Here is a 21,168-nt window from a genome sequence, read left to right as displayed (position 1 = left end):
GTGGGATGCCCTGAGCCAGCGTGGTCAGGACTCCCTTCATTTCGGCGACGTAGCCGTCGTCGGTGCCGAAGTCGGTGAGCAGCGTGATAGAGGGAGCGATCATGCCCTAACGTGCGTCAGACCTGCAGGCGCCGCCACCGTCCACTGCCCCACAGCACCGCCATCAACAGTCCGCGTGCCGCGGCGGTGAGCGCGAGCGTCCACCACAGGCCGCCGGTGCCCCACTGCGCCGCCGCCCAGGCGCCGATTGGCAGCCGCAACACGGTGATCGTGCTCGAGCCGATCATCGGCCACAGCGTCCACCCGGCCCCGCCCATCGCGCTTTCCAACACGACCTCAGCGCCCAGGAACATCTGCGAGAACGCCGCAATCCGCAGATAGCGCGCCGCCTCCGCGATCACCGCCGGGTCGGTGGAGAATATCGACGCGAACTGTTCGGCGAAGAAGAACGACGCACCCGCCATGAACGCGCCGACGACACTCACGATGCCGGTGGCGGTCCAGCCTGCGCGCGACGCGCGATCGAGGTCTCCCGCACCAATGCTCTGGCCCACGATGGCGGCGACGGCGGCACCCATGCCCACCGACACGACGTACACCACGCTCTCGATTCGAAAGCCCAGACCGAGTGCGGCCAGCGCCGGTGTGCCGAATTGCGTGGTGATCCGCGTGAGCAGCACGTAAATCGCGCTGAAGGCGACGCCGGTGAGCGCCGCCGGCGCGCCGACACGCGCGATGCTCGCGATCACATCCCATCGTGGTGCCGCCCATTGCAGCATGGCGCGGCGCTGCAAAATGATCACACCGGCGATGCAGCCCAGCCCACGCGGCACCAACGTCGCGAGCGCCGCCCCGCGAATGCCGAAGGCGGGCACGGGACCGAATCCGCGAATCAGAATAGGGTCGAGAATCAGCCCAAGCATCGTGGTGACGGCGAGAATATAGAGCGGTGTGCGCGTGTCGCCCTTGGCGCGAAACGCGGCATCGACGGCAAAAAAGCCGAAGATGAGCGGCATGCCGAGCAGATAGGTGCCGAGGTAGTCACGACCGATGGCACTGACGTCGGCGCTCGTGTTCATCACGGCGAAGAGCCAGTGCAGCACGAACGGCGTGGCCAATGCGATCGCACCACCCAGCAGGAGCGCGAGCACGAACCCCTCGCTGATCGTGCGGGCCGCTTCCGAGGGGCGACGCTCGCCATGACGACGCGCGGCGATGGCATCGAGGCCGATACTGACCATCTCTCCGATGGAGATCACGAGCCAGATCCAGAAGATCGAGCTCGTGGCGGCAGCGAGTGCCTCCGGTCCGAGCGTCCGTCCGATCCAGTACGTGTCCACGTTGTGAAACGTGGTCATGAGCAGGTTCGCGACAACGGCCGGCAACGCCACGCGACGAATCGTGACGGCTAACGGCTCCCCGACGAGTGCACCGCGTGGGGCGTCGGCTTCAGGCGCCGTAGATGGCGGCAAGTCGCTCCACGACACGATGCGCAATAGCGTCCAATTCCTTCGCGGCGCGCGACGTGGGCTCCGCGTCGACGATTGGACGACCAGTGTCGCCGCCTTCCTGAATGCGTGGATCGAGTGGCACCTGCCCGATGAGCGGCAGGTTGCACTCCTCGGCCAACCGCGCGCCACCACCGGTTCCGAACACGGCGATCGGCTTGCCGGTCTCGGGGTTTTCGAAGTACGACATGTTCTCGACGATGCCGAGCACGGGCACGGCGGTGCGCTCGAACATCTTCACGCCACGCAGAGCGTCCCCGACGGATACTTGCTGCGGTGTAGTGACGATCACGGCGCCATGCACCTGGGTGGCCTGCACGAGCGAGAGTTGCGCATCACCAGTGCCGGGCGGCATGTCGACCAGGAAGTAGTCCAGCTGCCCCCACGCCACGTCCTTGAGGAACTGCGTGAGAATCTTCATCACGATCGGGCCGCGCCAGATCGCCGGCTGTTCCTTCTCGATGAGGAAGCCGATGGACATGACCTTGATGCCGTAGGCCTCGAGCGGAATGATCTTCTCATCCTTCACAGCGGGAGCGGCATCAACGCCGAGCATGAGCGGCAAGTTGGGACCGTAGATGTCGGCGTCCATGATGCCGACGCGCTTACCCATCTTGGCGAGTGCCACGGCGATGTTCACGGCCACGGTGCTCTTGCCGACGCCGCCCTTGCCCGACGACACGGCGATGATCCGACCGAGTTGCGGGTAGGCGACTGGCTCTGGGACCTTGGGCGGCGCCTTGGGGGCGGCGTCCATGACGGGGAGGGTGCGTCCTGTGCCGCCGGTCGCACTGCCTCTGGCAACGCCTCTGGCAACGCCTCTGGCTGGCGCTTGTGACGGACTCATTGGCGACGGCGCAGAGGTCGGCGCGCGGCGCGCCGGCGTGGGTTCGGTCTGAGCAGGATCGCGCACGTCGACCCGGACATCGGAGACGCCGGCGAGCGCCTCGATGGCGTGTCGGACGTCGCGCACGAGGATGGCGTCGTCATCGGCGGCCAGCAGGAGCGTGAGGCGCACCTTGCCGTCGACGGTGGTAGCGATATCCCGCACCATTTCGGCGGCCATGACATCGGCGCCGGTGCGGGGGTTGCGGACTGCGGCGAGAGCGCCGGTGATCCGCTCCATGAGAGGCTGCATTGGAGAGTCGGGTTGTCGGGATTGCTACGTTCCGAAAACTAGGCGCCTGCGGGGGGCACTCCAAGCGCGGAATGACGTTCCGGCGGTGGAATGGTCCTGGTTGCAACAATCGGGTGACAGTGGGCTGACGCGCAGGTGGTATGGTGGCTCCGTCGTGCGTATCCGGGCCGCCGCGACCGGTACGACGCACTCCGCGGCGCGCCACTTCACGGATAGATCCCGAGGTTTGTGATGACGATGACTATTCCCCGCGCCGCGTTCGGCGTGTTTGCGTTCCTGTTCACGGTGGCCACGGTCGATGTGTCGCGCGCGATGGCGCAGACGACGACGGTGACGCCGACGGCTTGCGGCGCGGGAGCGATTGCGGCTTGCGGCAGCGAAGAGATCAGGAAATGCGAGATTTCGTGGAGCTTCAATCTCAATGTGTTCATGCAGAGCGGCGGCCTCTCTTACTCGACCACGAACTGCGTCACATCCGGCTACCGGACGTTGTACAAGGACAATAGAACGTCGACGGGCGGCACCGGTTCCGGGTCGGGTACCTGCGGCGGCAGCACCGGTAGCGGACTGTCCGGCATGCGTGGGTCGGGTGACGACGAGGAACCCATCGAGTTCTGCGAGGGCTGATGTCTCGCGCCCCGAGCCTTTGGCATTGGGTGCTCGCGGGGCTTGCCCTATCGCTCGCCGGCGTCGGCTTCGACGCCGTGCGGGTGGTAGCTCCGCGCACGCTACGCAGCGCGATGCAGCCGTTCCTCGCGGCGTCTTCACCGCGCACGAACCGACCGACGGTCGTTCAGGCGGCTGTCCTGCTGCAGCTGCGCGACTGTTCAGGCAACCTTCGCATGCTGCACGTGTTACATCGCGGCCGATCGCGGGAGCAGCTCCAGCTGGCCGTGATCTGGTATGTCGGTCCGGCCGGTGATTCCTTGGCCATTCGGGCCGAGCTCCCTGCCTGGACTACAGCTATTCCACTGCGTCCGGCATCGACGGCGGTCGTACGGCAATTCGCCGAGCTCGGTCACACCACGACGCCGGCGCTTCTCGTACTCGATCAGGAGGGGCGGGTGCGTTTCACCACACAGAGCCCGCGCTCTTCACGCGAGATCGCGGGCCTACGACGCATTGTTGAAGGACTCACCTGGATAGAGGAACTGTAAATGCTGAACGTCCGTCGATTATTCCAGTCCGCGCTACGCATCAGTACGGTGCTGAGCCTGGTCGCGGGGCTGTGTCAGCCGACGCTTGCGCTTCAGGCGCAGGCGAAGCCCACGGTACGCCAATTTCGCACCGACTCTTTCTATATCCGCGAGTGGATTCGTGGCGGCGTAAAGGAGCCTGACGTGTTGGTCGAACCGCGCGAGATCGCCGTGACGCAGAACGCGGTGATCGTACTCGATGCCGGTACACGAGAAGTCCATGCGCTCGATCTTCGAAATGGAAGAACGCGGTTCGTGCTCAAAGCGACTGGCGAGGGTCCCGGTGAGTTCAAGCGTCCCACGCACATCGCGACGACAACGCACTTGGTCGGGGTACTCGATCAGGCAACGAGCCGGATTACCGTCTACTCCGACTCGGGCCGATATCTCTGGACCACAACCGTTCCCGACGGCTCGAGCGTCGAGGCGATGTGCATGCTGCCGCGCGGAGTTCTGCGCGTGAAGTATGCCGGAGCAGTGAGCGCCTTGGCCACGATCGATAGCACTGGTCGCATACTTTGGCGAAGCTCACTGCCGACGAAACCCGAGCTGCAGAAGGCTCCCACCTTCGCGAACTCCGCCTTCCTCGCCGACGGCTGTGCCGAGGGAGTGATGACCGTCGCTCCAAGCTTCGGCGCATCGTGGTACCGCGTCACGATGCGCGGCGCGACTCGGCGATTCTCCTATGTCGAGGCCGGGCGCGATGCGGTGATCACACTGAAGAAACAGACCGTGGACCAGACACCGGCAGCCAAGGCGGAACGGATCATCCAGACGACTGGGGTAGACGCCATCACGCGCGGTGCCATGCAGCGCGGCGACACGATCATCGTCGAGGCGGGCGCCACGAAGCGGCTGCCGTACGAGCTGATCGACTACTATCGAGCCAGCGACGGGGCGTATCTCTACTCCCGGCACCTGCCGTTTACACCATCCGCCCTCGCGATCACACCGGACGGTCAGCTGCTGGCCGCTTTCATCGGCAACGAAACGTCATCCATCGTCCAACTCTCCACCACCACACTCACCCCGCGCGAGATCGCCAAACTAAAATCGCGAAAGTAGCACGCAGGCTGGCCCGTCGTCGCAGTGCTACGCCTCCGTCGCGCCGCCCGTCAGATAGGCGCGCGCATCGGCGACAATCTGGTCCTGTACCTCCGCCAGATTCCCGGTGAGCAACGCGCCCGCCGCCTTCGCGTGTCCTCCACCGCCGTACCGACGCGCGAACTGCTGCACGTCGACCGAGCCGCTGCTGCGGAACGACACCTTCACCTTGCCGTGACCGAGGTCGCGGAAGAACATCGCCATGCGCGTGCCGGTGATCGATCGCGGGTGCTCCACGATCCCGTCGAGCTCCTCACTGCTGATATCGAAGCGCTCCATTGCACCGGCGGCCACCGAAATGTACGACAAACCGATCTCGGGGTCGGCATGCAACGTCGCCAACGCCTCGCGCAGTAGTTGCAGGCGGCCCACGCTCACCTGCGCGTAGATGCGCCGGTACATCTCCTCAGGATTCACACCGGCCGCCAGCAAGGCAGCCGCGATGGCGTGTGCCCGCGGGGACGTGTTGCTGAAGCGAAAGCTGCCGGTGTCGGTCAGGATCGCCGCGTACAGCGACTGCGCCACTGCTGGGGTGACATCGAGCCCCAACGTCATCGCAATGTCGAACACCAACTCGCCGGTGGCGCAGGCGGCGGTGTCGGCCACGGCGATGTGGCCCACCGGTTCGTCGCCGGCCACATGGTGATCGACCACCGAAATCGGTACCGTCAGCGATCGCACCTTGTCGGCCAGCCGTCCGAGTCGGCGAATGTCGTTGATGTCAAGCACGATCAGCGCATCGATGCCGTCGAGCGCCGCGGCCCCGCACGCGCTGGCCTCCTCGATGTCATCCCCGAGGAGGAAGTTGAACATCGCCGGCCACGGCGTGGGATTCACGATGCGTGCATGTATCCCACGCTGCGCCAGCAGCCGCGCCAACGCCGTCTCCGAACCACACCCGTCGCCATCCGAGTTGATATGCGTCGATAGCGCCACGATCATGCCGGGTCGCAGCGTCGCAAACCAGGTCTCGATCGCGTCGCGACGTGTTGTCGACGCCGTCAGCACGCCATCCCTCATTTGGCGCCGATGGCTTTGTCCTGCTTGCCGATCTTCGAGTTGCCCATGCCGTACACAAAGTAGACCGTCATGCCGATCGCGGTCCAGATACCGAGCAGCGTCCAGGTAAGCTTGGGCAACTGGTACATCATGTACAGGGTCGCCCCCGCGCCCATGATCGGCACGAACGGCACCCACGGCGTACGGAACGGACGATCGAGTTCCGGCGAACGCTTGCGCAGCACAAGAATGCCGATGCACACCGTGGCAAACGCCGCCAGTGTACCACCCGACACGAGCTCGCCGAGAAGGCCGAGGGGAAAGAAGCCGGCAATGATGATCGCGATGATCCCCACGATCCAGGTGGACGCGGCCGGCGTCTGATACTTAGGATGCACCTTGGCGAAGATCTTCGGCAGCAGTCCGTCACGCGACATCGTGTAGAAGATGCGCGGCTGGCCCATGAGCATCACCAGCACAACCGACGACAAACCGGCAACGGCGCCGATGTTGACGAGGTACTCGAGCCACTTGAGCTGCGGAACCGCCTCGAGCGCGGCCGACACCGGGTGTGCCACACCAAGCGCCTGGTACGGGGCGAGACCGGTCATGACCAGCGACATCAGGATGTAGAGCACCGTACAAATAAGCAGCGACGCGAGCATGCCGATCGGCAGATCACGCTGGGGATTCTTGGCTTCCTGCGCGGCCGTGGACACCGCATCGAAGCCGATGTACGAGAAGAACACGATCGGCGCGGCGCGCAACACGCCGGATACTCCGTACTTCGTGCTACCGTCGGCGTTCGTCACCATGTCAGGGATGAACGGGTGCCAGTTGTCGGTATTCACGTACATGAAGCCGAAGCCGATCACCAACAACACGATCACCATCTTGATCGCGACCACGACGTTGTTGAACGTGGCCGATTCCTGCACACCACGCACCAGCAACATGGTCAGCGACAGAATGAGAAGGATCGCCGGCAGGTTGATGAGACCGTTCACGACCTCACCACCCCCCGCAGTACAGGCCTCGCGGGTGACAAAGGCAATCTTGGTCGTCGCATCCGCCAATATGCCACCGGAGTTGGTATCCACGCACGTGAACGCGCGGACCACTTGATGCCCGTTCACGACGGTCAGCGGAGCCGACGCGAACGCCGCCGGCACATGAATGCCGACCGCTGCGAGCATCGCGCCGAAGTACCCTGACCAGCCGACCGCCACCGTGGCCGCGGCGAAGAGGTACTCGAGCACCAGATTCCAGCCAATGAACCACGCCACACCCTCACCCATCGTGGCATAGCTATAGGTGTAGGCCGATCCGGCGATCGGAATCATCGACGCAAATTCCGCGTAGCAGAGCCCCGCGAAGAGACAGGCGAGGCCGGCCAGCACGAAGGACAACGACACGCCGGGCCCGGCGAAGTTGGCGGCCGCTGTACCCGTGAGCACGAAGATACCGGCGCCGATGATCGCCCCGATACCGAGCATAGTCAGATTGAGCGCGCCAAGCGTGCGCTTGAGGCCGCCCTCAGAACTCGCGGCCTCGGCGCGAAGCGCCGTGATCGACTTTTTAGACCAGATTCCCATCGGTCGGGGGGTTGGGACAGTGTGTGGAGGGTCGAGGATGTCCGTGACGGACAACCGCGCTGGGCGGGACCCCGGATCGATGGCCGAGGATCAGAGCGAGTAGTTCGGCGCTTCGCGGGTAATGGTAACGTCGTGCGGGTGCGACTCACGCAATCCAGCCGTCGTGATGCGCACAAACTCGGCGTCGGTGCGCAGTTGCTCGATGGTGCCGCAGCCAACATAACCCATCCCACTGCGCAAGCCACCGATCATCTGAAAGATCACATCGCCCACGGCGCCTTTGTAGGGGACGCGTCCCTCGATCCCTTCCGGCACGAGTTTCTTGGGCGACATCTCGCCGTCCTGGAAGTAGCGGTCGGCCGATCCATCCTGCATCGCCGACAGTGAACCCATGCCACGGATCATCTTGAAGCGGCGGCCTTCCAGCAGGAACGACTCACCTGGGCTCTCCTCAGTACCGGCCAGCATGGAGCCCATCATGACGCTCGATGCGCCGGCGGCCAGGGCCTTTACGATGTCGCCCGAGTACTTCACGCCTCCGTCGGCGATCACGGGCACATCCCCTGCACCTTCGACGGCGTCCATCACGGCCGTCAGCTGCGGGACACCGACTCCGGTCACGACGCGGGTGGTACAGATCGAACCCGGTCCGACGCCGACCTTTACCGCATCCACGCCCCGCTCCACCAGCGCGGCTGCACCGGCCCGCGTGGCGACATTGCCGGCCACCAGCTGCACGTCGGGAAACGCCTCGCGTACCTTCGCCGTGGCCTGCAACACGCCTTCGCTGTGTCCGTGCGCCGTATCGATGATCAACACATCGACACCCGCCTGAATCAGGGCGCGGGCGCGATCGAGATAATCACCGCCGGCGCCGAGTGCCGCGGCCACGCGTAATCGGCCGTGGATATCCTTGTTGGCGTCGGGAAACTGGCGACGCTTATGGATGTCCTTCACCGTGATCAAACCTTTCAGCACCCCGTGCTGGTCGACCACCGGCAGCTTCTCGATGCGATGCTTGCCGAGGATGCGCTCCGCTTCGTCGAGCGTGGTGCCAACGGGGGCGATCACCAGGTCTTCCGACGTCATCACATCGCGAAGCGGGCGATCGAGGTCGCGCTCGAACTGCAGGTCCCGATTGGTGAGAATGCCGACCAGCAAGCCGGTGGCATCCACGATCGGCACACCCGAAATCTTGAAGCGCATCATCAAGGCCACGGCTTCGCGCAGCGACGCTGTGGGCGAGAGCGTAATCGGATTCAGGATCATACCGCTTTCGCTACGCTTGACGCGATCCACTTCAGCCGCTTGCCGGTCGATCGACATGTTTTTGTGCAGCACGCCGATGGCGCCAAATCGCGCCATGGCGATGGCCATCTCGCTTTCGGTGACGGTATCCATCGCGGCCGACGCGAGGGGCACGTTCAACGTGATGCCGCGCGTGAAGCGCGAGACGATGCTGACTTCCCGCGGATGCGTCAAGGAATGACGCGGGGCGAGGAGCACGTCGTCGAAGGTCAGCGCGAGATCATCGCGCACGCGCGACTGCGACCGCGCACCGTTGTTGGCGCTGCTGGCCGGTGAACGCGAAAGCCCGCTCACCGACGTGGAGTCGGCGGCGGGCTGTTGCTGCTGCGTCAGGTGGTCTGTCGTCGAGGGTGCCATCATGAAGAGTAGACGGCCTCCGCAGCGCTGTCCAGCGGTCAGCGTCCAGCCATTTTGCGAAGGCGACGACGCATCCCGGCCGGCAGAAAGAAGCCCGCAGCACTGACAAGGCGTGCCAGGTTCACGTCTTCGAGTTCGTCCGGATCTCCTCGCCAGTGATCCATCAATACGCTGCGCCCGGCATTGGCGACCAGGCGTTGCAGCGCGGTCATCAACAGGAATAAGTCATCGACCTCGCCCAGGAACGGAATAAAATCCGGAATGAAGTCGATCGGCGTCACCAGATAGGCGCCGGCGGCCACCACGAGGAAGCGGTCAAATTTGGACACGCGACGGTCGCCGATCAGCCCGACCAGCAGGCGCAGATACGACGGAATCTGCCGAATCGCACGCAACACCGAGCGTTTCATGCCCGTCTGCGGACGGGCGGGCTGGTCATCCTCGTCGATCGGGCGGCGCTGACGGGACCGGCGCGGTGCGTCTTCGGCGGGACGCCGCGATTCCTCACGAGGCGTTTCCCTGGGACCGCGCCCCGTGAATAGGCCGCGCTGTGGACGCCCGGCGCGGCGATCCGCATCGCGCTCCCTCGCCAGTTTGTCGAAATGGCGCTCGCGAGCTGGGTCGCCGCCGCCGACGCCGTCGCTGTCGCTGTCGCTGACGCGCAACGGCTCCGACGGCAGATCCTCGTGGAGGTCCATGGTCATGCGTTCCCTCGGTTCAACAGGTTCACGGCCACCGCGCTCACTGAACAAGCGCTACGCCGCTGCACTGGGTGGAGCGGGTGGCACACCAAGGGGTGCAGGTTGCGTGCCCGTAATCGCGCTTGGTGTGGTTCCAGTTGAACTGGCGGTGCTCGAAGGCGCCGCTGCCGGTGGCGGCGCGCCCACCTGATCGGCGGCAGTCTTGGCCGCGTTCACTACGTCGCCGGCCACGGTCATCGTGGTCTGGGCGACGCCATTGAGCACGCCCATCGCCTTGTTCAGAAAGCCCATCGTCTCGGACACGGTGCTCACCGCCACCCCGCCGGCGCGCAGCTTGTCCTCGACGCCTTCGGCGAAACGCGTAAACAGGTTCGCCACCGGAGCCGACTTTTCGGCGTACTTCGACTCCAGAAACTCGATGTAATCGAGGACCTGATACAACCGCTCGTCGGAGAGCGTGTCGAGTTTGCGAGTGATACGATCGCGGACGTACGGATTCATCGAACCTCCGGCGTCTCTCGGACGCACATTCGGGCGGGAAAGGATAGCCGCCCTGCCCTACGGCTCAGCCGCGCCAGCGTTTCCGTTCGCCACGCGCGTCAATATGGCAATATGGCGTCGCGAAGCGTCGGCTGCTGTATACACCGAGGCCGCCGGCCAGGTCGGGGTGCAGCCGCTCCACCCACTCCACCGCCTGTTCGACGCGATACGCATCGAAGATGGTGAGCTTGCCGTCGCCATCGGCATCGATCGCCACGTCGGCGGCATCGCCGTACAGATGGCGCGAGTCGCGGGCCGATCCTTCCACGCCGGAGTTGTGGATCGGGGTGCGGAAGCCACTGTGCACCTCGACATCGAAATCCATGCGCTCTTCACCGCGACGCCGCGCCAGTTCGCGCATGACGAGTTCGATCTTGTCGAGCACGCGCGGGTCGACGGCCACATAGCGTGGCCACACGGTCTGCCGGTCGTGCGTGATGAAGTCACGCACCTTGATGTGCCGTGTGAGCGGCAGATCGAGATCGGCTTCACGCACTTCCGCAAAACCGGCCGGACGTTCGGCCTGCTCGTCGTGCGCCCACTCGGCGGGATAGCGCCCGATCTGGTAGCCGTTGAGCGTGCTCCCAAGCTTGAGCTCGAACGGCACCAGCACGGCCAGTCGCGGCTCGGTGATGCGCTGTACCACGCCGGCGCGCGTGACCGCGAGTTCGTAGAAGCCGGGCGTAAGCGGTGCCAACAACGTGTCGCCACGAAGCGGACGTGCGACGTCGGCCGAGCTGTTGCTGCGTACTTCGATCCACTGATACGTGAATCCCTGCGCATCGCCACGCACGCGCACCGGGAACGCCACCCGTTCACCGGCGCGCACGAAATGCATTTGCACATCGCCGCTGACGCCGCGCGACTCGGGTCCGGCTTCCACGACCGGCACGGACCGCTTGGCGCTCTCGGCGGACGAACCGGCCAGCAGTTCAGCGGGCGGCTGATACAAGACCGCGACGGTGATCGCCGCCATCCCGCTCAATACCAGTGCCGTACGACGACGGATCACAGTGCCCCCCAACGCGCCCGCGTGCCGCGCACATCGATGTGCACGAACGGTCCATGCGCCGAAGTGGCCTTGTAGATGCCAACGCCGCCGGTGAGGTCGGGATGCTCGCGCTCTACGTTCTCGGCGGCCTGGGCCAACACCTGGGCATCGCGCGTGTCGACGCGGCCATCACGATTGAGATCGCTCATCCAGTCACGATCGCCGTTCACGACGTACACATCGGCGGCATCACCGTACTGGTGACGACTGTCCTGCGCTCGTCCGCCGGCGCCGACGCCCTGCTGATTGTATTGCGGCGTGCGGAAGCCCGACATGATGCGAAGTCGGCTGGCCGGTACGCCCATACTGCGAAGTTCGCTCAACACGAGCTCGAGCTTGTCGACGAGCGGCTCACGGAGCACGAGATACTTGGGCCACACGGCGGCCTGATCGTGTGTGAGGAAGTCGCGCAGCCGGAAGTGCTCGGAGATCGGCGTGTCCTGATTGAGCGACGTGACCTCGAGAAAGCCATCGGGATTGCGGTAGGCGGCCGTGCGCGCCACGCGCTTCTCGCTCGGGAAGAATCCGATACGGTAGCGGCCAATGCGTCCTTCGATCTTGTCGGCGAAGGGGCGCATGGTGATGAAGTGAAACGAGCCGGCGTTATCGTTGGCGGCGTAGACGCCAGCGCGCGACACGGCGGAGTCGCCGAACAGTTCACGGAGCAGCGGAATGCCGGCGGCGCGGGTCGGGCTGAGGAAACTGGCCCGGAGTTTGCGGCTACGGCCTTTGAGGGAATCAAGTAGCGGAATGCGCGCGAGTACTCTGGCACTGGTCGTCGCCACGCGCGCTTCGGCATATCCGGGGTTGGCGAACGCCAGAAAAAAAGCGCAGGCCAATGCCCCAGCCCCGCTGATGGCGAGACGGGCATTGAAGGTCTGCTGACGGCGCCGGGGGGAGGATGCGTTCTCCTGGGATGCCTGAGGTGTTCTGAGTGGTTTCTGGGTCACTGAATCGGGTTTGGCGCTCAATCCGAGGACGATGGAGCGACACTCAGGAAATATAGCCGACTCGCGGGTCAGTAGATGTAGACCGGAGTGCCGACCGCGACTCGGTCATACAATTGCCCAATGTCTTCGTTCCGTAATCGGACACATCCGTGACTGACCGCTTGACCGATCGAGGCCGGGTTGTTGGTGCCATGGAGCGCGTAGCCGTCGCCGAGGTACAGGCGGTGCGTACCCAGCACTCCGGCATACTTGCGCTGATTGGTGCCGTAGGGCGGGATCACCATTTTGCCGTCGGCGACGATTTCGCGACCATCGCTGGCGGTGAGCGGGCGGACGGTGCCGTCTGCCCCACGCCGCACTACGTCGTTGCCCTGCACAATGATCTGGGAGCCGTCGCGGAGCTGTAGGGGCGCACCGCGTTCCAATTGTACAAGGCCGAGTCGGCGCTTATTGGCCTGCTCCTGATAGTGCCATTCAGGCGGAATCCAAGCCGGCGCTGAATCCCGGCGCTGCACGGTGAGGCGTCCGCGGGGCGTTTCGAACCGAAGGATCTTGTTGTTGCCCTTGATCACCAACTGTTTGCCGGAGCCCGTGGCAACCGGCGCGGTGAAGAGTACGCTGTCACCATGCTTGTACCACACGCGGCGATCGGCGATCGAAACCACCAGATAGTCGGCGTTGGCGGAAGGCGGCGAGGGCGTTTCGTCGAGGGTGGCCCGGAGGCTATCGATGCCAAGGCCGGCCTGCAGTTCGGCCTGCTCCAGCGCTTCGCTGTTGTCGTTGAATACCATACGGGCGACGTCGCGCGCGAAGCGGTCACGCAGGGTGAGCCGTACGAGCCAAGCGGCATGGACCACGGAAACGCTGACCAGCAGGAGGAGCCAGAGAGGGGCGCCGCGCCAGCCCGTACGACGTCCGGCCAGCGAACTGCCGCGAGGATTGATGGGAGGCGTAGTCATCAAAAGAAGTAGACCCGCATGCCGGAGGAAAGATTCTCGCGAATGGCGGCGAGATCGGTTGCGGGGACGCGGATACCGCCCGGCATCACATAACTGCTGTCAGCCAGTGGGCCCGAGGTAGGGAGCGAATAGATGAGCGTGCCACCGGTGGTGACGATGGCGCCCGGTCCGACCCAGCCGCTGTCGGCTCGCGCGCCCGGAACGGGGAGGCCCCGATCCACCCAAACCCAGGCCGGAAGTTCGTAGCGATCTCGTGCGGTGAGCAGTCGCTGCAGGGCTCGCAGGCCGCGGGGGACGGCGACGCGCATGGTGTCGGGGGCCGCGCCGACCCGGCGTTCGGGACCGATCTCCACGATGAACTGTCGGAGGCGGGCCGGCCCGCGATCCAGCGCCAGATACGAGGAATCGGTACTGATGGCGAGGTGGAGACCGTCGTCACCCTCTGCCTGTCGGCGCATGAGTTCGAGCATCAATTCGGCCCGATCAGTCTGCGCGGACACAATGGCATCGGCGCGGGTACGCTCGAGAGTGGACATGCCGGCCCGCAGGCGTGCCGACTCCTCGCGGTAGCGTGCACGACGCAGCAGCAGCACGCCATCGAGCAGGCCGATGGCGAGCAGCAGCAGGACCAGCAACAGCGTACGTCGACGAACGCGCATCGGAGCCCGGTTGAAGACAGAACAGTGAGATAACGGTGGTGTCGCGGTGACAGCTTCCAGTAGATTCCAGTGTTCAACGTGCGTATACGGTCGCGAATCGCGTCGCGGACGGTCCCATGCGTCCGTGGCACTGCCGACACTCTCCCAGCTCAGCCCACCGCCTGATGACCGCGCGACCTGCACGTGCCGTAGCTCTCATCATCCTGGATGGCTGGGGCTATCGGGAAGACCGTGAATCGAACGCGATCCTGCTGGCTGATACGCCGAACTGGAATCGCATCTGGGCCCACGAGTCGCGCACGCTGCTGACTGCTTCGGGACGAGCCGTCGGACTCCCCGACGGCCAGATGGGCAATAGCGAAGTAGGACATCTCAATTTGGGTGCCGGACGGATCGTAGGGCAGGATCTGGTGCGAATCAGCAGCGTCATCGAGAGCGGGAGCTTCTTCCGGAACCACGCCCTGCTGCAAGCTTGCGATAGCGTCAACGCATCGGGCGGCACGCTCCACCTGCTGGGACTGCTTGGCGACGGCGGCGTACATGCGCACGATGCGCACCTCCTGGCGCTGGTAGCGCTGGCGCACGAGCGCGGGGTGCAGCGTGTGGTGCTACACGCTATGCTCGATGGACGGGATACCCCGCCGCGGTCGGCGATGCGATTCCTGGGCGCGGCATTGGCGGAGATCGGCGACCGTGCGCAGCTCGCGTCGGTCTCCGGTCGCTATTACGGCATGGACCGGGACAATCGCTGGGAGCGCACCGGCCTGTGGTACCGCGCCGCCGTGCGTGGCGAGGCGCCGGTGGCAGTCGATGCACTGGCCGCGCTGCAACGCGCGTACGACGCCGGCACGACCGACGAGTTCGTACTGCCGTACGTCATGTCGGGCCCCGATGGCGCGGCGCTCGCGCCGATGCGTGATGGCGATGCGCTGATCTGCTTCAACTATCGAAGCGATCGAATGCGTCAGACGCTGCGCGCCCTCGCCATGCCCGACTTCACCGGCTTCGACACCGGTGTCCGTCCGTCGCTGTCGATTACCACGATGACCAGTTACGAGGACGCGTTTCCCTTTCCCGTCGCGTTCGCCCCGCAGTCGATGCGCCATCTCGTGGGCGAAGTCATTTCCGACGCCGGTCTGACGCAACTGCGTATCGCGGAGACGGAGAAGTATCCGCACGTCACGTTCTTCTTCAACGGTGGACGCGACAAGCCGTACCCCGGCGAGGAGCGGCATATGATGCCGAGTCCGAAAGTCGCCACGTACGACCTGCAGCCGGAGATGAGCGCCGACGGTGTGTGTGACATTCTGTGCGATGCGCTCGCCAATCGCACGCACGACTTCATGCTGTGCAATTTCGCGAACACCGACATGGTCGGCCACACGGGCTCGATCCCGGCGGCGATCCGCGCGGTCGCAGCGGTGGATGCCTGCCTCGGTCGTATTCTCGACGCGGCTGAACGGGGCGGCGCACGACTCATCATCACCGCCGATCACGGCAACGCCGATGTCATGGTGGATCCGATCACGCATCAGCCGCACACGGCACATACCACGAATCCCGTCCCGCTGGTCGTGCTCGACCCCGACGAGACGGTCGCACTGCGACGCGGTGGGGCTCTCTGCGACGTGGGGCCTACCGCCCTCGCGCTGCTGGGCCTCACGTTGCCTCCCGAAATGACGGGTCGCGATCTGCGCGACCTGAGCGATCGCTCGCCTCCAGCCACCGTGTAATGCCCGCTTTGTCTTCCGGTCTGCATTCCGCTTTTTCTTTTGTTCTGTCGTCTGCCGTTGTGCGGCGCGCGATCGCCGCTGCCGGCGTGGTCGCTCTGGGCAGCGTAATGCCAGCGCTCGCCACGGCGCAGGTCGGACACCTCCCGGCCAACAGCCCATTTGAAGACGTGAAGCTGGGCCAGAACCTGTCGATCATGGGCGGGTGGATGGCCATGAAGCGCGACCCGGCCGATGTCGCGCCGAAGTCCTCGCTGGCGGCGGCGCTGCGCTACGATATCGCCGTCGGTGGTCCGGCGTCCCTTTACGTGCGCTATCTCGTGGCCCCGTCCGAGCGGAAGCTGTTGGTGCCCACCAACCCGCGCACGACGCGGGTGATCGGCACGCCGGGCGTGATTACCCATCAACTCGATGGCGGTCTCGATCTCGCGCTCACCGGCAAGAAGACGTGGCATCGGCTCATTCCCTCGCTGAACGGCGGCGCCGGTGTCGTGAGCGATTTCTCGGCGGCCGACACGGGGTCGTATCAGTTCGGCACGAAGTTCTCCTTCGCGTATGGACTCAGCCTGCGGTACCTGCCGCGCAAGGGACCGATGATCCGCGTAGATCTCACGAACTTCATGTGGCAGTACGACTATCCCGACCGCTACTTCGTGAAGGCGTCGGACACGACGTCGGTGATCACCGACACGCGCAACCGCTCGGCCTGGCGCGGGTCGCGCACCGTCACGGTTGGCGTGACGCTGCCGCTGTTCCGCTGAGCTCGTGATTCGCGTGCATCTTATCCGAGGATACAGTGCTGAGCAGCCGCTACGGGGTAGACGCATGACGTTGCCGTCGACCCGCGGGACCACGGTACTGGCGCTGGCACTTGGCGCCGCGCTGGCGGCAGGTTGTGCACGCGGCACGGCGGCGGCGGGCGAAGCGCCGCGTCCGGAGCCCACGGCGCCGGTCATGATGCCGGCCGCGATGGTCCCAGCACCCACAACACAGTCGGTGTTGCAGGACATCGTGGATTCCGTGCTCGCCGCGCCGATGTGGCGCAACGCGCGCTGGGGGTTGCTGATCGTCGATGCGGAGCGTGGTGATACGATCCTGAGCAACGACGCCGACAAGCTGTTCATGCCCGCGTCCAACGAGAAGCTCTTGACCGGTGCGATCGCGTTGGCCACGCTCGGCCCCGACCATCGCTGGCGTACGCCGGTTCTGCTGCACGGGCGCCAGCGCGGGAGCGTGTGGCATGGCGACTTGCTGGTGTCCGGCAGCGGCGATCCGGGGGTGAGCGACTCCCTCAGCGGCGGCCAGGCGATGAACGCGTTCGCGCCGGTAAGCGAAGCGCTGGCCGCCCACGGTATCACGCGCATCACGGGTCGCGTGCGGGCCATCGGCGACGCGTTCCCCGGGCTCACGACCGGCTTCGGCTGGGCATACGACGACTTCGATGCCGCGTACAGCGCAGCGGTCGACGAGTTGATGTTCAACGAAGGGGTGCTCGTACTGAAGGCGCGGGCGGCGTCGCGCGTGGGTGGCGCAGTGGCCGTGACGAGTGCGCCGACGCGCTCGTATCCGCGCCTACTGGTACAGGCCACCACGCGCGACTCGGTGGCCGTGATGCCAGGTGGCGTGCGACCGCCACGGCTCGAGGCCGTGTACGACAGCCTCGGCGACCGGGTGGTGGTCACGGGCACGTTGGCGCTGGGTGACAGCGCGTCGATCACGCTCTCGTACCGACATCCGAACGACGCCTACGTCGCGGCGCTCACGCAGTCGCTGGAGGACGGCGGAGTCCGTGTGACCGGCCGCGCCGTAGCGAGGGCGGACACGCTCGGTCGCGCGGCCGACACCGTGGTTGTGCTGCAGTCGGCGCCGTTGTCCGATGTGCTGCGCCGCATGCAGAAGCCGTCGCAGAATCAGATTGCCGAACTGTTGTTTCGCACGTCGGGACTCCGGGCGAGCGGCGACGGCTCGGCCGATAGCGCACGCGCGGTGGGAGTGCGCACGCTGGCAGGATGGGGCGTCACTATCGCCGACGCGGCATATCGCGACGGCAGTGGATTGTCGCGCCACGACTACGTGACGCCGCGGGCGATCGTGAAGGTGCTCGATGCGATGCGAATGTCGCCGTGGTTCGCGACCTATCGCGATGCGTTGCCGATCGCCGGCGTGGACGGCACGATCGGCAATCGCATGAAGGGGACGCCGGCGGCGGGTAACGCACGCGCGAAGACGGGCACGGTGGACAAGGCGCGCGCGCTCTCAGGCTATGTGACCACGGCCGATGGTCGGCTGGTGATGTTCTCCATGCTGAGCAACAACTTCACCGTGCCCACCCGTGAAGTCGAGCGCGTACAGGACATGCTCTTGACGACGCTGGCCGGCCGGCCATTGGGCAGCATCGTGCCGCGAGCGCCGCGTTGACGCACGTGTTCGCAGACGCGTTCAGGAAGGGAGAACAGGTGCCATTATCGTTTGACGAGGCGCTCGACGCCATTCTGCTGCAAGCCGACGGTCGTACCACGACGCTGGAGCAGGTCGAGCTCGCGCAGTCCCTCGGACGCGCGTTGAGTGCGCCGGTGCGCAGTCGCGTGGCGCTGCCGCCGTGGGACAACGCCGGCATGGACGGCTATGCGGTGAAGCGGGCGGATATCATGGGTGCGACGCGCGCCGTGCCAAGGATGCTGCCGGTTCTCGGTATGAGCGCGGCCGGGGCCGACGCGACCGCGCTGCCGTGGGTGCAACAGGGTACGGCGTTGCGCATCATGACCGGTGCGCCGATGCCGCCGGGCGCCGACGCGGTGATTCGCATTGAAGACACCGACGAAGGGACCGAGCAGGTCACGGTGTTCGACGATCGAGACGCCAAAGGCCGCGCCAACGTGCGTCCGCGCGGCGAAGACGTGGCGGCCGGGAGTGAGCTGTTTGCGCGCGGCACCACGATCGGCGCCTCGCATCTGGGGGTACTGGCCAGTATCGGCGCGCAGACGGTGCCGGTGTATCGTGCGCCGCGGGTCACGGTCGTGTCGAGCGGCGACGAGCTGGTCATGCTGGACCGGTTCGACGAAGTCGAAGCGGGACGGCGCATCGTGTCGTCCACGAGTTACGCGCTGCCGGCGCTGCTGCGTTCGGCCGGTGCCGACGTGCGTACGCTGCCTTTGGTGCCCGACACGCTGCGCGCACTCACCGACGCCCTCGCGGGCGCGCTCGACGATGGCTGCGACCTGCTGATCACAACGGGCGGCGTATCGGTGGGCGCGCACGATTACACCCGCGACGCGCTCGCCGCGCTGGGGGGTCGGCAAACATTCTGGCGCGCACGTATTCGCCCTGGCGGACCGATCGGCACCGGCATGGTGCGCGATGTGCCGTGGCTTGGTCTGCCCGGCAATCCCGTGTCGACGATGGTGACCGGTTCGTTGTTCGCCTGGCCGTTGATTCGCCGGCTGGGCGGGCATGCTGGTTGCCGCCCGCTGCGCGTACCGGTGCGGTTTCTGGACAGCGCCGAAACGCCAGCGACGCTCACGCATTTCCTGCGCGTCGTCGTCGCGGCAGGGGCCGACGGTTTACCCGAAGCGCGACTCGCCGGCCCGCAAGGCTCCAACCTGCTGCGCACGATGGCCCTCGCCAACGCGCTCCTGATTGTTCCGCCCGAGGTGTCCCGCGCCGACACCGGCATGCTCTTCACCGCGATCCTGTTGCCCGATGTTCCCCTGATGAGCACATGACCCGTCCGATCCTGACCGACCTGCATGGCGATGCGCTCGACGAGGCGCTGGGACGCTGCTTCTCACTCGCCACCGAAACGGTGGATGTCGGAGGGCTCGAGATTACGCTCGTGAAGCCGGAGAACGCCGATCATCTCATCACCGAAGCCGACTACGTGATGGACGAACGTCTGCCGTACTGGGCCGACCTGTGGCCGTCGGCGCGCGTGTTGTCGGCCACCATGGCGCGGGAAGCCGGCGCGGGACGTCGGCTGCTGGAGATGGGCTGTGGCCTCGGTCTGGCAACGGTTGGTGCCATGCTGGGCGGCTTCGACGTGACCGCGACGGACTACTACGAGGACGCGCTGCACGTGACCCGGGGCAACGCAGCGCGGAATATCGGGCACGAGCCGGCGGTACGCTTGGTGAACTGGCGCGAGTGGCCAACCGACCTTGGCGTGTTCGACGTGGTGATGGCGGCCGATGTGCTCTACGAGAAAGAGTACGCCATTCTTGTGGGCGAGTGCATGGCGCGCTCGCTCGCGCCACACGGCGTGGCGATGGTGGCCGATCCGGGGCGTCTCGCGCTTCCCATGTTCCGTGACAATCTCGTCCACGTGGGTCTCGAGATCTTCGATACGGTAACCACGAAGTTCGAGGAAGGGCCCGTGAAGCAGGAGATTCAGGTCATGCGACTGCGGCACCGCTAGCGCTATCGCTAGCGCTATCGCGCCGCGGCCAGCGTGGACGCCAGCACGCGCAACAAGTCGGCCGTATTGAACGGCTTGGCAATGAGGGGAATAGTGGCCATTTCTTCCCCAGCCTGCTGCTCGTGCTCGTCGTAACCTGAAAAGAATACGATCGGGAAGTCGGCGGCGATCCTGCGAATGCGGAGCGCGAGTTGCACCCCATCCATCACGGGCATGCGCAGGTCGCTGAGCACGATGGCAATCTGATCGCGATGCGCCGTGAACTGCGCCGGCGCGGCCTCTCCGTCGCTGGCTTCGAGTACGCGCCACCCGTGACGCTGCACCAGTCGACGGGTGGTACTCCGCACCGCCTCGTCGTCATCGACCAGCAGTACGCCGTCGGCCACGTCACCGAGCGTGGTCGGCATGGTGCTGGCGACATCGGACGGACGCATGGAGAGCGGCAGTGCGACGCGCATCGTGGTGCCCTTTCCCGGCGCGCTGTCCACGCGCACGGTGCCCTTGGCCTGTGTGATCACGCCGTACACCACGGAGAGCCCGAGGCCAGTGCCGCTGCCCATCGCCTTGGTGGTGTAGAACGGTTCGAAGATGCGCTGCCTGGTGGCGTCGTCCATGCCGACCCCGGTGTCGGTGACGCTCAAAATCGCCGAGGCGCGTGCAGCGTCGACCGCGACCGAGATGAGCAGACTCCCGCCATCGGGCATCGCGTCCCGCGCATTCAGCACGAGGTTGAGCAGCACCTGCTCGACTTGACTGCGATCGGCGATGACGAATGCGTCGACCACACCCACATCGATGCGGACCGTCACCGTTGGCGGGATAGACGTTCGCAACAAGGGCAACGTGTCGCACACCAGGCCGGCGAGGTCGATGCACTCGCTCAAGAGCGTCTGCCGCCGACTGAACGCCAGCAGTTGTCGGGTGAGGCCGGCGGCACGCTCGGCGGTGTGCCGCGCGCTTTC

At 65.6% G+C, this 21,168-nt stretch carries 21 protein-coding genes; 8 read left to right on the top strand and 13 right to left on the bottom strand.

Annotated features, from left to right (window positions below; all coding sequences use genetic code 11):
• The 3 genes from ACESNG_RS01565 to ACESNG_RS01555 form a co-directional block, all read right to left on the bottom strand.
• A partial coding sequence (locus tag ACESNG_RS01565) for an SAM-dependent chlorinase/fluorinase (protein ID WP_373067450.1) occupies positions 1-103 on the bottom strand: 103 nt, incomplete at its 3' end.
• A 13-nt stretch (positions 104-116) separates the two neighbouring features.
• Positions 117-1,487 (bottom strand): MATE family efflux transporter, encoded by a 1,371-nt coding sequence (locus ACESNG_RS01560; RefSeq protein WP_373067448.1) that lies wholly within the window; start codon positions 1,485-1,487, stop codon positions 117-119.
• Positions 1,450-2,646: a P-loop NTPase gene (locus ACESNG_RS01555; RefSeq protein ID WP_373067445.1), complete on the bottom strand. Its 1,197-nt coding sequence runs from the start codon at positions 2,644-2,646 to the stop codon at positions 1,450-1,452. The genes ACESNG_RS01560 and ACESNG_RS01555 overlap by 38 nt, the downstream gene beginning before the upstream one ends.
• Positions 2,647-2,883: 237 nt before the next feature.
• Here ACESNG_RS01555 and ACESNG_RS01550 point away from each other — a divergent pair, with 237 nt between their 5' ends.
• Genes ACESNG_RS01550 through ACESNG_RS01540 form a run of 3 tightly spaced genes read left to right on the top strand, consistent with a single transcriptional unit; the run spans position 2,884 to position 4,907 of the window.
• Positions 2,884-3,273: a hypothetical protein gene (locus ACESNG_RS01550; RefSeq protein ID WP_373065195.1), complete on the top strand. Its 390-nt coding sequence runs from the start codon at positions 2,884-2,886 to the stop codon at positions 3,271-3,273.
• A complete protein-coding gene (locus ACESNG_RS01545; RefSeq protein WP_373065197.1) occupies positions 3,273-3,803 on the top strand; it encodes a hypothetical protein in 531 nt (176 codons plus the stop codon). The genes ACESNG_RS01550 and ACESNG_RS01545 overlap by 1 nt, the downstream gene beginning before the upstream one ends.
• Positions 3,804-4,907 carry a 6-bladed beta-propeller gene (locus ACESNG_RS01540; protein ID WP_373065199.1) on the top strand — a complete coding sequence of 368 codons (1,104 nt, stop codon included), beginning with the start codon at positions 3,804-3,806 and terminating at the stop codon, positions 4,905-4,907.
• Between the two features lie 27 nt (positions 4,908-4,934).
• Here ACESNG_RS01540 and ACESNG_RS01535 read toward each other — a convergent pair whose 3' ends face one another.
• The 9 genes from ACESNG_RS01535 to ACESNG_RS01495 all read right to left on the bottom strand — a co-directional run bounded on the left by ACESNG_RS01535 (position 4,935) and on the right by ACESNG_RS01495 (position 14,065).
• On the bottom strand, positions 4,935-5,954 hold the full coding sequence (locus ACESNG_RS01535; protein WP_373067443.1) for a bifunctional oligoribonuclease/PAP phosphatase NrnA: 1,020 nt from the start codon (positions 5,952-5,954) through the stop codon (positions 4,935-4,937).
• A gap of 8 nt (positions 5,955-5,962) precedes the next feature.
• Positions 5,963-7,540 (bottom strand): amino acid permease, encoded by a 1,578-nt coding sequence (locus ACESNG_RS01530; RefSeq protein ID WP_373065203.1) that lies wholly within the window; start codon positions 7,538-7,540, stop codon positions 5,963-5,965.
• 90 nt (positions 7,541-7,630) lie between these two features.
• Positions 7,631-9,208, bottom strand: a complete 1,578-nt coding sequence (gene guaB / locus ACESNG_RS01525) for an IMP dehydrogenase (protein ID WP_373067441.1) — start codon at positions 9,206-9,208, stop codon at positions 7,631-7,633.
• Positions 9,209-9,243: 35 nt separating this feature from the next.
• Positions 9,244-9,909 (bottom strand): DUF1232 domain-containing protein, encoded by a 666-nt coding sequence (locus ACESNG_RS01520; RefSeq protein WP_373067438.1) that lies wholly within the window; start codon positions 9,907-9,909, stop codon positions 9,244-9,246.
• Positions 9,910-9,960: 51 nt separating this feature from the next.
• A complete protein-coding gene (locus ACESNG_RS01515; RefSeq protein ID WP_373065209.1) occupies positions 9,961-10,407 on the bottom strand; it encodes a hypothetical protein in 447 nt (148 codons plus the stop codon).
• A 64-nt stretch (positions 10,408-10,471) separates the two neighbouring features.
• Complete coding sequence (locus tag ACESNG_RS01510; RefSeq protein ID WP_373065211.1) at positions 10,472-11,458, bottom strand: D-Ala-D-Ala carboxypeptidase family metallohydrolase; 987 nt, start codon at positions 11,456-11,458, stop codon at positions 10,472-10,474.
• Positions 11,455-12,336 (bottom strand): D-Ala-D-Ala carboxypeptidase family metallohydrolase, encoded by an 882-nt coding sequence (locus ACESNG_RS01505; protein WP_373065213.1) that lies wholly within the window; start codon positions 12,334-12,336, stop codon positions 11,455-11,457. Before ACESNG_RS01505 ends, ACESNG_RS01510 begins: the two co-directional genes overlap by 4 nt.
• A gap of 179 nt (positions 12,337-12,515) precedes the next feature.
• Positions 12,516-13,406, bottom strand: a complete 891-nt coding sequence (locus ACESNG_RS01500; protein WP_373067436.1) for a L,D-transpeptidase — start codon at positions 13,404-13,406, stop codon at positions 12,516-12,518.
• Entirely contained in the window at positions 13,406-14,065 is a 660-nt protein-coding gene (locus ACESNG_RS01495) for a hypothetical protein (protein WP_373067434.1), read from the bottom strand. Before ACESNG_RS01495 ends, ACESNG_RS01500 begins: the two co-directional genes overlap by 1 nt.
• A gap of 164 nt (positions 14,066-14,229) precedes the next feature.
• Here ACESNG_RS01495 and gpmI point away from each other — a divergent pair, with 164 nt between their 5' ends.
• From gpmI to ACESNG_RS01470, 5 genes are all read left to right on the top strand, one after another.
• Positions 14,230-15,798 (top strand): 2,3-bisphosphoglycerate-independent phosphoglycerate mutase, encoded by a 1,569-nt coding sequence (gene gpmI, locus ACESNG_RS01490; RefSeq protein ID WP_373065219.1) that lies wholly within the window; start codon positions 14,230-14,232, stop codon positions 15,796-15,798.
• A gap of 59 nt (positions 15,799-15,857) precedes the next feature.
• Positions 15,858-16,556 carry a hypothetical protein gene (locus tag ACESNG_RS01485; protein ID WP_373065221.1) on the top strand — a complete coding sequence of 233 codons (699 nt, stop codon included), beginning with the start codon at positions 15,858-15,860 and terminating at the stop codon, positions 16,554-16,556.
• Between the two features lie 64 nt (positions 16,557-16,620).
• On the top strand, positions 16,621-18,213 hold the full coding sequence (gene dacB / locus ACESNG_RS01480) for a D-alanyl-D-alanine carboxypeptidase/D-alanyl-D-alanine-endopeptidase (protein WP_373067431.1): 1,593 nt from the start codon (positions 16,621-16,623) through the stop codon (positions 18,211-18,213).
• Between the two features lie 38 nt (positions 18,214-18,251).
• Positions 18,252-19,517, top strand: coding sequence for a gephyrin-like molybdotransferase Glp (gene glp, locus ACESNG_RS01475; RefSeq protein WP_373065225.1), 1,266 nt, complete (start codon positions 18,252-18,254; stop codon positions 19,515-19,517).
• Positions 19,514-20,206 (top strand): methyltransferase, encoded by a 693-nt coding sequence (locus ACESNG_RS01470; protein WP_373067429.1) that lies wholly within the window; start codon positions 19,514-19,516, stop codon positions 20,204-20,206. Before glp ends, ACESNG_RS01470 begins: the two co-directional genes overlap by 4 nt.
• A gap of 14 nt (positions 20,207-20,220) precedes the next feature.
• Here the strand turns inward: ACESNG_RS01470 and ACESNG_RS01465 are convergent.
• Positions 20,221-21,168 (bottom strand): ATP-binding protein (locus tag ACESNG_RS01465; protein WP_373067427.1); only part of this gene is annotated, 948 nt, incomplete at its 5' end.

It is taken from the genome of Gemmatimonas sp. (genome assembly GCF_041689975.1).
Lineage (GTDB): Bacteria > Gemmatimonadota > Gemmatimonadetes > Gemmatimonadales > Gemmatimonadaceae > Gemmatimonas.
The sequence above is the reverse complement of the archived record's forward strand: the minus strand, read 5'-3'. Positions and strand labels throughout refer to the sequence as shown.